The organism is Moorena sp. SIO4E2 (genome assembly GCF_010671945.1).
In the GTDB taxonomy this organism is placed as follows: domain Bacteria; phylum Cyanobacteriota; class Cyanobacteriia; order Cyanobacteriales; family Coleofasciculaceae; genus Moorena; species Moorena producens.
The window spans coordinates 1-14562 of the sequence record NZ_JAAHIE010000148.1 but is presented as its reverse complement, the minus strand read 5'-3'; the positions used below and the strand labels follow the sequence as shown (position 1 = coordinate 14562).

Here is a 14562-nt window from a genome sequence, read left to right as displayed (position 1 = left end):
GCAAGAGATAATAAGCATTGACCCTGCAGCTTGCTTATTTCCATGGAAACCACCACTCAAGATATGCGTTCGCTTCCATTGCCCCCTGGTAATGTCTGTTTACCCATTATCGGTGAGACCATCAGCTTTTTAACGGATCGAAATTTCCACAAAAAGCGGTTAGACAAGTATGGGCGCATCTACAAAACCCACATTTTTGGTAGTCCTGCGGTGACGATGACTACTGCAGAAGCGAATCAATTTCTGTTTACTAACGAAAATAAGTATGTTGCTGCTAGCTGGCCCAAAAGCACAGCAACCTTACTTGGAGCGGCCTCACTGACTAACCAAAATGGAGAATTCTACCAGAAGCGCCGCAAGTTAATGTCCCAGGCGTTTCAACCGAGAGCATTAGCTAGTTATATTCCCACCATGGCCAACATTACTAGCAACTATCTTGAGAAATGGGAAGAGATGGGAACCTTAACCTGGTATCCTGAACTGCGGGACTATACCTTTGATATCGCTAGTACCTTGCTGATGGGAACTGATGCAGGTTCCCAAACCGCTTTGGCTCAAGTATTTAAGAACTTTTGTGAGGGATTGTTCACTATCCCAATTTCTCTACCTTGGACAAGGTTTGCTAAAGCATTGCGTGCTCGTCAAGGATTGCTGACCCATATTGAAACCATTGTGCGACAGCGACAGCAACAGAAAAATTCCGGACAGGACGCCTTAGGATTATTGTTACAAGCCCGGGATGACGAGGGGAATTCCTTGAGTTTAGATGACATCCAAGACCAAGTAATTCTGTTGTTGTTTGCAGGCCACGAAACCTTAACCTCTGCGATCGCATCCTTTTGTCTGCTGACAGCGCAGCATCCAGATGTTCTTGCCCATCTCCGTGCTGAACAACAGCAGTTTTCTGGTTCAGAACCCCTAACCATGGAACATCTCAAGCAGATGACGTATCTAGAGCAAGTGCTCAAAGAAGTGCTGCGCATAATTCCGCCTGTTAGTGGTCTGTTTCGGAAGGTTATTCAGTCTTTTGAATTTAACGGTTACTTGATTCCTCAAGGTTGGACTATACTGTGCCAAATTACCGAAACCCACAAAGATGAGGAAATTTATCAATATCATCAACGCTTTGACCCAGATCGGTTTGGCCCAGAGAGGACAGAAGATAAACAAAAAATATTTGGATATATCCCCTTTGGTGGCGGTTTACGGGAATGTTTAGGCAGGGAGTTTGCCAAATTAGAAATGAGGATTTTCGCGGCTCAATTGCTCCGGGATTATGACTGGAAATTAGTGCCCGATCAAGATTTAGAAATGGTGGTGATTCCAACTCCCCATCCCCGGGATGGACTTAAGGTTAAGTTTAGCCGTAGAGTAAACTATTAACTATAGGATTTTTATTGGATAAGAAAATGTCGCCCTGTCTAAGCCATCCTAAGACACTGCTGTAGCTAAATGAACTTGTGTTAACATTTGATACAACTTATGAATCTACAGGTGCTGTTATTGACAGCTTAGATCGGTCTCCTATAGAATAACCCCGTGACTTGCTACGCTTAAACACAGGTGCAACCTTTACTGGCTCAGAACCCATAAATGATTTCTATGTAGTTTGGAGATATCTGTGTTTTGGCGTTAACAATCAACTATCTAAGGAGAAATCCAATGAACCTGAAAAAGTGGCTAACTACTGCAATATCTGTCCTGGTTGTGGTATTTCCCATTGTAATCACATTTTTGATGATCGCAGAGCCTGCACTAGCTCAGCGTAGCGATCGCAACCTCAAGCAAAACATTGCCGATGTTGATGTAGATCAGGTTTTGGCCTCTTTGCTCTGAATGTTGGCTTGGCTTTCAACTTTACCTAAAAATCTATCTAAGGAGAAATCCAATGAACCTGAAAAAGTGGCTAACTACTGCAATATCTGTCCTGGTTGTGGTATTTCCCATTGTCATCACATTTTTGATGATCGCAGAGCCTGCACTAGCTCGTACTCGTAGCGATCGCCACCTCAAGCAAAACATTGCCGATGTTGATGTAGATCAGGTTTTGGCCTCTTTGCTCTGAATGTTGGCTTGGCCGTAAACTTTAGGAAAGCGGAGATCTCGACAGGGGCTCTGCTTTCGTTTTGACCATAGATTTGTTCCAGAATGACCATTATGTTCTCAAATAAAACATGAGCATTGTTAACGACATCATGAAGCGTTTATCGCGGCGGGCAATTCCATTGTCGGCTGATCCGGAGTTTGTGGAAAATGTAGAGGCGACCAATCCTCAAGTGGTTTTGAAAAAATTAGCAGACATCCCCATCCAAACCTGGAACTATAAATCTGAGGATCCTGCAATCCGTCATATGGGGCCAATGGCACAGGATTTTTACGGAGCGTTCGGTCTTGGCAACACGGACAAGCACATATTTCATATGGACGCCATTGGTGTTTGTCTGGCTTCCATCAAGGGGCTAAATCAGCTGATTGAAGAGCAAAACCATCGCATTGCACAAAATCAGGAAAAGCTGGAGAAAAACGCCCGCTTGCTGGAAAAACTTGCCGATTTGGTGTCGGAGCAAAGTGAGGGAATAGACTAATGCTTGATACTGCTTATAATAGATTGAATGTCGGTCATAAGGATGTGTCAATTGATGATAATGGCATCATAATGGCTGCGGTCCAAGCCCTTTATAAAAAATTTCTGGAACAGGAAAAAATTATAGCCCAACAGGAACTATGCCTAAAGGAACAAGAGCAGGCAATCAGTCGGATCAAGTTGCCTGATCAGTTGCGTTGAGAAGCTCGGAGGGTGGGCAACCCTGCTGGTATTTCTGTATGGCTGTTTGATCAGAATGGGGATGGTGTTATAAGTCCTGAAGAATTTTATAATTTGCTCAAAGCCTGGGGAGTTAGCGATGAAGAATTAGAGATTGCTTGCTCTAAGCTAAATCTGAAAGCAGGTAACACTTTGTCTAAGGATCAGTTTAAAGACTTGCTTGAACAATTTCACAAAAGTGATGACCCAGATTCTCCTGGTAATTATCTTTTCGGTTCTTTCTAAGTTCGATAATTTGATATTGTAGATATCGTAGGGTGCGTTAGGCGAAGCCGTAACGCACCATCAATCATCTCAGGGCTGACTTTTTAGGTAAGTGCCATTCAGTCGATTTCTCAAACAAGGTTTCGATCGTCTAGAAATTCAACAGGTTCTTGATCTTTGCCATTTTCCCAGGTTAGTGAGAAAAACCAGATACCACTTTCACCAATACAAAAGCTAGCAGGGGTAAACTCCATTTGAGAGTCTAATGGTGGATTAGCTTGCTCAGAGGTATATTCCGCTGACCAGCTAAATGCTTCCCCTGTCCAGGTTAGCCCTTGGGCATGGAGTTGGTGGGCAAATATACGAACTTCATCCAGATTGGGAATGTAAATGGGAATAATCGGATTGTAGTTGTCGTCAATCTGGAGTTGAACTTTAGTTGCTATCACTTTTTTTCAGCTCCTTATACCAAACTTCTAAAATAAAGCTCTGATTTGCTTTTAAGATACGTTCAATTTCGTTAAGTTCATGTTGTTTGAACCCAACTGACTTAGCAAGTGCGATTGGTTCTAACCAAAATTTTGCCTCATGCTTATCCTTGTTGACATGAATATGAGGTGGTTCAGCTAGATCAGCCATATAGAACGAAAACTTATATCCTTTAACTCGCAAGACAACAGGCATAGCGCAATCATTGTGATCTTGTAGGGTGGGTTAGGCCAAGCCGTAACCCACCATTATTTATTATAAAAAACACACAACATTTATAATCTACTCAATTCAGTGATCCCAAAACAGTAGCAGCCGATCACACGAACTGCCAACAATAGTAAGCCCATTAGGTTAGCTTCCGCCTTTGCTGATGTCCGACAGACTATCACTCAGGTATGGGAAAATTCTCTGATGGGCTAGTTTTGGTGAACTTGTGGTGCCAGGGTTGGGTTGTTGCGATCCCCATTAGTTTCTTAATTTCCCTCCCGTTACACTAGCTAACTTTTTGAGTTCACAGACCCTGAAGTTTCAGAACTAATCTTACCTTTTATAGCAATTATCTATCCCATAAGGTACAAATTGATCCCCCGTTTCCCTTAATAAGGGGGACTTTGAGTTTGAAAAGTGTACCTCATAAATGCTAGAACCTCTATATAGCACTACGCATTAAAGTTAGGACATTGATACAAGCAGCAAAAGTGCGACCCGTGGCGAATTTAATTCTTAATGGTAAGAGCGCACCTAAGCTGTTGTAGTCAACTGTTGCTAGCATGCCTATTGCTAGCATGCCTTGCGCGTAGCGCTATAACAACCAACCAAAAGTTTTTTTTCGGTAAACTTAAGCTAAACTTCAAAGGTAAACTTCCGGATAAATAATCGATGCTCAAATTCTACTACAATCCCCTCTCCCCAAATGCTCGTCGTGTCTGGCTCACGTTACTAGAAAAAAACCTTACCTTTGAAACAGTATTACTTAAATTAGATGGCGATCAATTTAAACCAGAGTTTTTAGAAATTAATCCCTTTCATCACATTCCCGTTCTGGAAGATAACGGTTTGCGGTTAGTAGAATCCTTGGCAATTATGGACTACTTGGAAGCCAAATATCCCACACCTGCACTGCTGCCAACTTCACCAGAGGCATTAGCCAAGGTACGGATGGTACAATTGTTGACTGCTAATGAGCTATTTTCCCCAGTAATTCAACTAATCTGTCAAAAGGAAGATTCACCACAATTTAAACTAGCCAAGCGGAAGCTAGATAGAGTACTCAAATTTTTATCAGACTTGCTAGGAAACAGCCCTTACTTTGCTTCGGACCAGTTAACCTTAGGAGATATCGTTGCGGTCGCAGCAATATCGTTATTGCCGAAGTTAGAGATTAATCTTACTGATTATCCTAACATGGATCAGTGGTTTAAAAGATTGATGCAACGGGAAGCATGGCAGAAAACAGACTTGAGTGCAGAGGATTTTGAAGAATTCAAGCGCCGAATAAAAGTTCTGGTAAAACTGCGTGCTCGTGAACTGATTGGGGGAAATAAGACAAAGTAAATGTAAGCTATCAGCGGTCAGCGGTCAGCTATCAGCTATCAGCTATCAGCTATCAGCTCACAGCTTTTGAATAAAACAGGTAAGGGACTTGCATGTAAAAAAAATACCAATTAAAGTAGGGTGGGCAAAGTTATCTTATCTATAAGACTCATTTGAACCAAAATGTTTTTGCCCACCCTACAAGCTAAAATCTGGTATTTTATTTTTTGGCTACTCCCTAAGCATTGGTTTAATTTCTGTTACGTCAGCTGACGGCTGACGGCTGAAGGCTGTTCGCGTAGCGTGCGCGTAGCGCTTAAGCTGAATCCTTACCCACTAACACTTATCCCCTTGACTCTCCACTAAACTAGAGAGTTTATCCTTTAACTGTAGGGTGAGGGTCAATCATGAAACAACAAAACTTTCGTTTACAAGGAATGAGCTGCGCTGGTTGCGCCAGACGCATTGAAACGGTGATTCAAGCCGTTCCAGGTGTGGTAGAGTGCAGCGTCAATTTTGGTACAGAAGAAGCTAGTATTACCTACAATACCGAGGAAACTAACCCCCAAAAAACTAACCAGCAACTAACTAGACTGATTCAACAGACAGTCAGTGATGCTGGCTACCAAGCTTTCCCGATCGAGGATATCAGTGATCAGCCTGATGATCTCGAATGGCAACGTCAAGCGGAAACCCTTGACCTAAAACGAAAATTCATTGTCGGTGCTGTGCTCAGTACTGTCTTAGTGATTGGTTCACTACCGATGATGACAGGATTATCTATCCCCTGGATTCCATCTTGGTTACATCATCCTTGGCTACAGCTGGTATTAACCACACCGGTTCTGTTTTGGTGTGGACAGTCCTTTTTAACTGGAGCATGGAAAGCCTGGAAACACAAAACAGCAGATATGAATACCCTAGTCACCCTTGGGACTAGTGCTGCCTATGTCTATTCTCTGTTTCCCACTGTGTTGCCCCCGGTTGTTTTGAAATCTTTCCTACCCCAAGGGGTAACTCTCCCTGTGTACTATGAAACCACTGCTGTAGTGATTACCCTGATTTTGCTAGGGCGATTGCTGGAACACCGGGCTAAAGGACAGACATCTGAAGCAATTCGTAAATTGATGGGATTACAAGCTAAAACCGCTCGTGTGATTCGCCATGGTCAAGCCCAGGATATTCCCTTGGCTCAGGTGCAAGTTGGGGATGTGGTATTAGTGCGTCCAGGAGAAACTATTCCGGTAGACGGCATAGTTATAGAAGGGGCTTCTAGTGTAGATGAGGCCATGGTGACAGGAGAAAGTGTTGCGGTCAAGAAACAGCCGGGGGATGAAGTGATTGGAGCAACGATTAATAAAACTGGTAGCTTCCAGTTCCAGGCGACTCGGGTCGGGAAAGATACCGTACTGGCACAGATTGTTAAGTTAGTACACCAGGCTCAAGGGTCTAAAGCACCGATTGAAACCTTAGCAGATCAGGTGACAGGTTGGTTTGTGCCGGTAGTGATTGCGATCGCAATGGTCACCTTTGGAGTTTGGTGGATGACCACAGGAAATCCTACCCTAGCGATGATTAATATGGTGGCGGTGTTAGTCATTGCTTGTCCCTGTGCTTTAGGTCTAGCTACTCCAACGGCAGTGATGGTAGGGACTGGTAAAGGCGCAGAAAACGGGATTTTAATTAAAAATGCCGAAAGTCTGGAATTGATTCATCAACTGCAAACCATCGTCCTAGATAAAACCGGAACCCTAACGGAAGGGAAACCTACGGTAACGGATTTTATTACAGTTGGAGGCATCTATGACTCCTCCTCAGAACTGGGCAGCTTTACCGGCAGCAATGAAATCAACTTGTTGCAACTAGCGGCAGTGGTAGAGAGTCATTCGGAACATCCCTTAGCTGAAGCAGTGGTGCGCTATGCCCAATCTCAGGGAATAGGATTGCAGTTACCAACACCAGAGAATTTTACTGCTGTTGCTGGCAGTGGGGTACAGGCAATTGTTGATCATGATCATCCCCTCTTCTCTTCCGAACCGACAGATGATGGGCTCAAGGGCAAGAGATTGGTGCAGATTGGGACAAAACGATGGATGGAAGAATTAGGGATTGACACAGATGTGACGGTGCAACCGGATCGGTCTTTAGCAGACTATCAGGGGGATTGGGAGGCGAGCCGTAAAACGGTAGTTTGGATCGCAGTTGATGGTAAAGTTGAAGGCATTGTGGGCATTGCTGATGCCCTAAAACCTGCTTCAGCTGAGGTGGTGAAAGCCTTGAAGCGGTTGGGATTAGAGGTAGTAATGCTAACCGGAGATAATCAACAAACTGCTGATGCGATCGCAAACGAGGTTGGCATCCATCGGGTATTTGCTCAAGTCCGACCAGATCAAAAAGCTAGCATCATCTCTACTCTCCAAAAAGAAGGCAAAACTGTAGCAATGGTAGGGGATGGGATTAATGATGCCCCAGCTCTGGCTCAAGCAGACGTGGGCATTGCCATTGGTACAGGTACTGATGTTGCGATCGCAGCTTCTGATCTGACCCTAATCTCCGGGGATTTACAAGGCATCATTACAGCCATTCAACTAAGTCGTGCTACCTTCCGCACTATTCGCACTAACCTCTTTTTTGCCTTTATCTACAATGTATTAGGAATTCCGATTGCGGCTGGTGTGTTATTCCCGATCTTTGGCTGGTTACTCAATCCCATTATTGCTGGTGCAGCGATGGCATTTAGTTCAGTATCTGTGGTAACTAATGCGTTGCGATTACGGAATTTTCAACCTATTTCTGGGTTATGAAACAATACAAGTAAGTAAGTATTCAGCTATCAGCTATCAGCTATCAGCTGATGCACTACGCGCACGGTACTTGAGGTGCTATCAGGGGCTTTAACTGGACGGGGTCGGATCAGTAAGACTAGCAGAGATTTTCAAGCAGCCGTACCAGCCCGTAAGCTTGTTTACTACCTCCCCTTGATTAGCTGACGGCTGACAGCTGACGGCTGAATGCTTACACAAGTAATCTAACCAGTTGTTTCTGTGAGCTACTGTCTCAATCCCAACTGCCCTAAGCCTTACAATCCTGATGCCAACAAGTTTTGCCAAACTTGCGGCACTAAACTCTTGTTAGGACAGCAATACCGAGCTATTAAGCTGATTGCAGCAGGAGGCTTTGGCAGAACCCTTTTGGCCATCGACGAGGGAAAAGCCTCTAAATCCTACTGTGTGATTAAGCAGTTTTACCCCCAAGGTAATAATCAAGCTAATAATCAAGGTAACAATAAAGGTAACAATTATCCTACCAGAGCTGCTCGATTATTTCACCAGGAAGCCTTGCGCTTGGAACAGTTGGGCAAACACCCCCAGATTCCTGAACTCTTCGCCCATTTTCAACAAGATCATCACTGGTACATAGTTCAGGAATTTATCCATGGGGAAAATTTAGCTCAAGAGTTGGCAGCAACTGAACCATTCCGAGAAAGTCAGATTCGTAGACTCCTGAGTCAGTTGTTACCAGTGCTCAACTTTATCCACCAAGGTAAGGTAATTCATCGGGATATCAAGCCAGAGAATATCATTCGTCGTGGTATCCTCCGCCCCAGTGCTGGCCAAGGCATTATCACTCCCCCAGACCTGGTATTGGTAGATTTTGGTGCAGCCAAGTATGCCACACGCACTACCTTAGCCAAAACTGGCACAACTATTGGTAGTGCTGGTTATGCGGCCCCGGAACAAATCTTTGGTAAAGCAGTATTTGCCAGTGACATCTATAGTTTAGGGGTCACCTGCATTCATTTATTGACCCAAACTCAGCCATTTAATTTATACGATCCGATGGAAAATGGCTTTGTCTGGCGGGATTTTTTGCTCCATAATCCCGTCAGTAGACAATTGAGTCGGATTCTCGACAAAATGATTCAGAGTTCCATCAAGCTCAGGTATCAATCCGCGATCGCAGTGATGGACGATTTAGGAATCACCCAAGAAACCGAAGCTGGTCTGACCTGGGGGCAATTCCACCGTAATCAACAAACTCCCCAATCTACTGGTAAAACTGGTAAAACTGGTAAAACTGGTAAAACTAATGTAACAAGCAACTCTCGGCCACCAAGAGGTAATCCCAGGATTATCGTTTTTGCAGCAACCACTCTCAACGGTCATTCCGATGAAATTTATTCTGTAGCCTTTAGCCCTGATGGACGTACCCTAGCCAGTGGATGTAGGGACAAAACTATCAAGTTGTGGGAGTTGAAAACAGCCTGGGAAATCCTTACCTTTGGAGGTTGGTTTTCTAAGCATTCCGCTGAAGTGCGTGCTGTGGCATTTAGTCCTCAGGGAAAAAGTCTTGCCAGTGGTAGCGCTGACGAGACCATCAAACTCTGGAATGTGCGTAATGGTAAGGAGATTTTCACCTTCACAGGGCATTCCGGTGACGTGAATTCCATTGCCTTTCACCCCCAAGGATACCACCTTGCCAGTGGCGCTAGTGATCGCACCATTAAGCTTTGGGATGTTCGTACCCTAAAGCAGCTCACTACTCTGACCGGACATTCATCATTGATTAATTCAGTAGCCTTTAGGCCAGATGGCCAAATCCTTGCTAGTGGTAGTGCTGACGCTACCATCAAGCTGTGGGATGCCTTAAGTGGTCAGGAAATTCACACCTTTGAAGGGCATTCAGACCAGGTGCTTGCGATCGCGTTCACTCCCAATGGACAGACCCTAGCCAGTGCTAGTGCTGACGGTACTATCAAGCTTTGGGATATTAGCACTGCCCAGGAAATCACCACCCTTCACGGACATAATGGTTGGGTTTATGCGATCGCATTTGACCGTAGTGGCCAAATCCTCGCTAGTGGTAGTGCAGATACTACTATAAAGCTATGGGATGTTGATACAACTCAAGAAATTGGCACTCTCAACGGTCATTCAGACACCATTCATGCTCTTGCTTTTGGTCCGAATAACAGAACTCTTGCCAGTGGTAGTTTCGACAACACCATCAAAATTTGGCGCTAGGTACCTAGGGGGCAACAGGCAATAGGCAATAGGCAATAGGCAATAGGCAATAGGATGATTAAAAACTAATAATTATACTTACGGTCAACAGAATAACAAAGGAAAATTTTAAATACCGATGCAACTAAAAGATCAACAAAACTATTATTCTCCAGAAGACTATTTAAAACTAGAAGAAACAGCAGAATACAAGAGTGAATATCGGGATGGAGAAATTATACCAATGACTGGTGGCACTACCAATCATAATCAAATTGCCCTTAATATTGCTACCCTTTTCAAACTCGGATTAAAGGGAAAACAGTACAAAGTTTACATTGGTGATGTGCGTTTGTGGATACCTCGTTACCGTCAGTATACCTATCCAGATGTTATGGTAATTCAGGGTGAACCAGTTTACACAGGTAAGGGTACAACTACAGTAACAAACCCGATGTTAATTGTCGAAGTTTTATCAAACTATACTAAAAACTATGACCAAGGTGATAAGTTTTTATACTATCGTTCTATTTCAGAGTTCAAAGAATATATTCTAATCGAACAAAGTGAGTATCGTCTACTGCAATATAATAAAACTGCTACCAATCAATGGCAGTTCACTGAGTATGAATCAGAAAATTCCGTTATTTCTCTTAACTCCTTAGAGTTAAGCGTTTCTTTTCAAGATATTTACGAGGGGGTAAATTTTCAACTTACTCAAGATTAATTTTTGGATTAATCATTAAATTTGCTCCCTCCTCTACCATTTAACTATTCAAGCTACCCTACACCGAAAATCAAAAGCGAACAATATTTAAACGTCATAATGAGTAGTAATTTTTTTAGCATCAAAGAAAAGTTCTTTGATCTGTGGGCACCAAACTATGACATCCTGTTCACCACAGTATTTTACCAAGCACTCCATAAACGGCTGTTAGAGTTTGTAGAACTCACAAATCAGCCCAATGTATTAGATCTTGGCTGTGGCACAGGTCGTTTACTGAATCGTCTTGCTCAAGAGTTTCCCAATCTTCGAGGCACTGGGGTAGATTTATCTACTAAAATGCTCGCTCAAGCCCGACAAAAAAACCAGCATCGGCAGCGAATAATCTATCAAAAAATCCGGGAACGTGAGAACCCTGCGTCTAAAGACCGGGGATGAAACGGACGCGACGGGGTTTACCCCGCCGTATCCATTCAATTCAATTAAGCTATAATAGGAGCAATTAGGTGATAGTAACATGTATAGAACAATCCCAGTTAAGGGGACATTTACAGATGAAGAAAATGCTTTCTGGGTGTTTCAATGCGAACAGGCCAATAGCCTAATCAATTGTGCGATATATTACGCCAAGCAAAAACACTATAGTTGGTTACGTGAACAACCTGAGGGCTATACGACTTACTGGCGTGATGACGTCCTTAAGTTTGGTTGGAAGACCTACAGATGCGCAGTTAAATATCCTGAATTAGACAAGGCTCTTAAGATGAGTCCTCATTATAAGGCTATGGCTGCCCAGTCAGCTCAACAAACGTTGAAGTCTGTAGGGGAGTCGATGACTAGTTACAACCAATTAGTTAGGCAATATTATAAAGGCGAAGTTGACAGGCCAAGGCTTCCTAGATATCGCCAAAAAGGTGGCTTAGCTGCTGTTACTTTTCCAAAGCAAGCATTAACTTACAAAAAAGGGCTGTTCTATCCATCGGTTAGCAAAGAGTCTAAACCCGAGTTACTCTGCGAGATAACATTGGAACCGCCAGAATTTATAGATCCCGACTGGGTCAAAGAGGTAACTATTCGCCCCTACCTAGGGCAGCTTTGGCTCGATTGGGTTATTGACGATGGGAGGCAGTCGTACGAACACAATCCTAATCTTGATTATTCGCAGGCTTGGAGCTTCGACCATGGGGGCGACAACTGGCTCACCGGCGTCTCTACTCAGGGCAAAAGTCTCATAATCGACGGTCGTAAACTCAAGTCGATGAATCAAGGGTACGCCCGCTTGGTAGCAAAGTACAAGACCGGAAAGCCTGAATTTTTCTGGGACGCTAACCTCGATCGGGTTCAAAGAAAGCGTAATAATCAAATGCGCGATGCAATCAACAAGGCGGCCAGATTTATTATTAATCGGTGCTTAAATGATAGAGTTGGTAATATCATTTTTGGCTGGAATGAGCGGCAAAAAGATTCAATCAACATTGGGCGACGAAGCAATCAAATCTTTGTTGCAATTCCCACCAAAAGATTGATAGAGAGGTTGAAGCAACTTTGCCCCGAGTATGGCATCAAGCTAACAATCACTGAAGAATCTTATACCAGTAAAGCGTCTTACTTAGACGAGGATCCATTACCGAAACATGGTGAAAAACCCAAAGGATGGAAGCCCTCAGGAAAACGGGTAAGACGTGGTTTGTATGAAACAGCCAAGGGATATCTGATTAACGCAGATACTAACGGAGCGGCAAATATCGCGCGAAAAGTAGCCACACAGTTAGGTCTTGATCTGGCCAAGGTGGGTAGCGGGAGCTTGACACTCCCACATCGGTACGATCTTTTTAACTCTCTAAAAAAATCATACCGAACAAGAAGCGAAGCAGCACGGGTTCACCCTGCTGCGTAGCAACCTTGTAGAATCCCCCGTGCTTCAGCCGGGGGAGATGTCAAAGAAAAGGCAATGCTGAATTTCTACCCTTTGCTGACAAAGAATTTGAAGCAGTATTTAATACCATCAGCTTTTTACACTACCTAAATCCTCAACAAGTTTTCTTAGAAGTTAGTCGGGTATTGGAACCCAAAGGACATTATTACCTAGTAGATTATACTGTTAGAAAGCGAAAAAAATCTTTACCAATTTCCCCTAACCAGATTCGTTTCTATAGCCCACAGCAACGGGAAGAATTTGGCCAGATAGCCGGTTTGTCATGTTTAGGGCATTACCATCTCCTCGGACCCGTTGTGCTAAGTATCTTTGAAAAACCTTCATAACTATAATAATAATTCCCTCTCTTCACACCTCCGATCACCTACCACACCTCCTTCTCTTTCCCGATTCCCGACTCCCGACTCCCGACTCCCGACTCCCTAACCAAAGCGCTATAGTTACTGAATCACCTCACAGCACTCTGTCACAGATGCCCGTTTTTCCATAGCAGCCACCAGTGCTTCATAAGATTCCCAGTGTTCAGTAATCATACTAGTCGCTTGACGCTCAGCCCATCGTGCTTTCACTGAGTACTCACTACCAGAAAAACCTAACCCTTCCAAAGCCTCTCGGAGTTTGTCGCAGTCTTCAGCTCCTCCCTCAACATTCTCATAGACTATAGTTTCCGCAGCAATGCCTGCCATCCAAACCGTGCAAAATCGATCTAAGGTTAATCGCATTTCCCGAATACTAGAAGCCTTAGCGGATAGTGCTTCAGTATCAAAGGTCACACCACCATTACCCAGTTGTCCCTGCTTCAAAGCTTCCCAAGCACTTAAGGTATAACCAGTGATTGGAATACCAAGTAAGTAAGCCACCAGAAAATGACCCGCTTCATGGCGAATTATGCGTCCGCGATGTTCAGGATTGTTACTCGCCAATACATCTAACAGCAGCGTTAACCCTTTCCCTTGGAAGCTGAAGCCATCTAGGGTAACAAGACTCAAGACACCAAAAGTAGTTACCGCAGGGATTGCCGGAGAAATATTCAACAGTGGTCCTAGCAAAACCGAAAGGGTCATGCCAAAAACACCAATAGCAATTAAATTCAGCGCAATTTGTTGCATTTGTTCTTGGTTACTTGTTACTTCATTGTTAGTTATATCATGTTTGTTTGAACAATTGTAAATAGTAGGTAATAGGGAACAGCGAACAGGGAACAGCGAACAGCGAACAGGGAACAGCGAACAGCGAACAGCGAACAGGGAACAGCGAACAGCGAACAGGAAAGCGATAAATATTAGGAAGATTACATGCTATTTATGAACATTTTTTTTATATAATCTTTATATAAATATGATATAAATTTTTAATTATTAATTGCAACTTTTACTGTGGTTACAAGTATCGAAGCCTTTCATACTTCATATTTCAACCTTGGCCAAAAGGCCAAGCGTTCGCTGAAAGCGGGACTCCGTCCATGGCGTTAAAACAGATAACTTACCCTACGGTAATGCCTTGGCGAACAACCTTTTTTAATTAATAATTTAGGATGTATAATTCAGAATTTTTAATTCTACATTTTTGAATTTTCAATTAATAATTTATAATTACACATTCTGCATTCTGACAGAAAACCTTCATACTTCGTCCTCAAATTTTGGTGTTTCCGATGGAGGAGAAGGAGCAGGAGTAGGTTTCTTACCTTTGTAGAACGTTTCCAAGCTCTTGGTATCGCCCACAAACCTCCAGTGCCAAGGCTCATAACTAATTCCTTGGGGATTGTCTCTAGGAAAAGACAACTCAAAGCTGTAGAAAGCCGCATTCTTTTCCAACCACTTAAAAGCTGCCGTATTCTCAAACT

At 43.4% G+C, this 14562-nt stretch carries 16 protein-coding genes and 1 pseudogene; 13 read left to right on the top strand and 4 right to left on the bottom strand.

Annotated elements, in window-relative coordinates; all coding sequences use genetic code 11:
- Window positions 1–42: 42 nt before the first annotated feature.
- From F6K37_RS16860 to F6K37_RS16835, 6 genes are all read left to right on the top strand, one after another.
- Window positions 43–1383: a cytochrome P450 gene (locus F6K37_RS16860; RefSeq protein ID WP_008181967.1), complete on the top strand. Its 1341-nt coding sequence runs from the start codon at window positions 43–45 to the stop codon at window positions 1381–1383.
- Between the two features lie 279 nt (window positions 1384–1662).
- Complete coding sequence (locus tag F6K37_RS16855; RefSeq protein WP_271968735.1) at window positions 1663–1836, top strand: hypothetical protein; 174 nt, start codon at window positions 1663–1665, stop codon at window positions 1834–1836.
- 52 nt (window positions 1837–1888) lie between these two features.
- Window positions 1889–2065, top strand: a complete 177-nt coding sequence (locus F6K37_RS16850) for a hypothetical protein (RefSeq protein WP_154659679.1) — start codon at window positions 1889–1891, stop codon at window positions 2063–2065.
- 130 nt (window positions 2066–2195) lie between these two features.
- Entirely contained in the window at window positions 2196–2585 is a 390-nt protein-coding gene (locus tag F6K37_RS16845; RefSeq protein WP_143764191.1) for a tail fiber domain-containing protein, read from the top strand.
- Window positions 2585–2785: a hypothetical protein gene (locus F6K37_RS16840; protein WP_008179844.1), complete on the top strand. Its 201-nt coding sequence runs from the start codon at window positions 2585–2587 to the stop codon at window positions 2783–2785. Before F6K37_RS16845 ends, F6K37_RS16840 begins: the two co-directional genes overlap by 1 nt.
- 12 nt (window positions 2786–2797) lie before the next feature.
- Window positions 2798–3049, top strand: coding sequence for an EF-hand domain-containing protein (locus F6K37_RS16835; protein WP_008179845.1), 252 nt, complete (start codon window positions 2798–2800; stop codon window positions 3047–3049).
- A 110-nt stretch (window positions 3050–3159) separates the two neighbouring features.
- On the opposite strand, the gene F6K37_RS16830 is transcribed toward F6K37_RS16835, so the two are convergent.
- Together F6K37_RS16830 and F6K37_RS16825 are read right to left on the bottom strand one after the other, a co-directional pair.
- Window positions 3160–3477 (bottom strand): hypothetical protein, encoded by a 318-nt coding sequence (locus F6K37_RS16830; protein ID WP_008179846.1) that lies wholly within the window; start codon window positions 3475–3477, stop codon window positions 3160–3162.
- Window positions 3464–3712 carry a DUF4160 domain-containing protein gene (locus tag F6K37_RS16825; RefSeq protein ID WP_044492297.1) on the bottom strand — a complete coding sequence of 83 codons (249 nt, stop codon included), beginning with the start codon at window positions 3710–3712 and terminating at the stop codon, window positions 3464–3466. The genes F6K37_RS16830 and F6K37_RS16825 overlap by 14 nt, the downstream gene beginning before the upstream one ends.
- A gap of 687 nt (window positions 3713–4399) precedes the next feature.
- On the opposite strand from F6K37_RS16825, the gene F6K37_RS16820 reads away from it, so the two are divergent.
- The 7 genes and pseudogenes from F6K37_RS16820 to F6K37_RS16790 all read left to right on the top strand — a co-directional run.
- Window positions 4400–5074 carry a glutathione S-transferase family protein gene (locus F6K37_RS16820; protein WP_287251288.1) on the top strand — a complete coding sequence of 225 codons (675 nt, stop codon included), beginning with the start codon at window positions 4400–4402 and terminating at the stop codon, window positions 5072–5074.
- A 386-nt stretch (window positions 5075–5460) separates the two neighbouring features.
- The gene (locus F6K37_RS16815; protein WP_008179849.1) at window positions 5461–7857 is read left to right on the top strand and encodes a heavy metal translocating P-type ATPase; all 2397 of its coding nucleotides are present in this window, start codon (window positions 5461–5463) and stop codon (window positions 7855–7857) included.
- A gap of 240 nt (window positions 7858–8097) precedes the next feature.
- On the top strand, window positions 8098–10077 hold the full coding sequence (locus F6K37_RS16810; protein WP_287251286.1) for a WD40 domain-containing protein: 1980 nt from the start codon (window positions 8098–8100) through the stop codon (window positions 10075–10077).
- 118 nt (window positions 10078–10195) lie between these two features.
- Window positions 10196–10783 carry a Uma2 family endonuclease gene (locus tag F6K37_RS16805; protein WP_287251285.1) on the top strand — a complete coding sequence of 196 codons (588 nt, stop codon included), beginning with the start codon at window positions 10196–10198 and terminating at the stop codon, window positions 10781–10783.
- Window positions 10784–10882: 99 nt separating this feature from the next.
- Window positions 10883–11218 (top strand): class I SAM-dependent DNA methyltransferase, encoded by a 336-nt coding sequence (locus F6K37_RS16800; protein WP_287251283.1) that lies wholly within the window; start codon window positions 10883–10885, stop codon window positions 11216–11218.
- A gap of 79 nt (window positions 11219–11297) precedes the next feature.
- Entirely contained in the window at window positions 11298–12677 is a 1380-nt protein-coding gene (locus tag F6K37_RS16795) for an RNA-guided endonuclease InsQ/TnpB family protein (RefSeq protein ID WP_287251281.1), read from the top strand.
- Between the two features lie 47 nt (window positions 12678–12724).
- Window positions 12725–13042: pseudogene (locus F6K37_RS16790) on the top strand (methyltransferase domain-containing protein); the annotation flags it as partial.
- A 114-nt stretch (window positions 13043–13156) separates the two neighbouring features.
- Here F6K37_RS16790 and F6K37_RS16785 read toward each other — a convergent pair.
- Window positions 13157–13825: an ATP-dependent Zn protease gene (locus F6K37_RS16785; RefSeq protein WP_287251280.1), complete on the bottom strand. Its 669-nt coding sequence runs from the start codon at window positions 13823–13825 to the stop codon at window positions 13157–13159.
- 513 nt (window positions 13826–14338) lie between these two features.
- Window positions 14339–14562: D-alanyl-D-alanine carboxypeptidase family protein (locus F6K37_RS16780; protein WP_287251278.1), on the bottom strand; the 224-nt coding region annotated here is incomplete at its 5' end.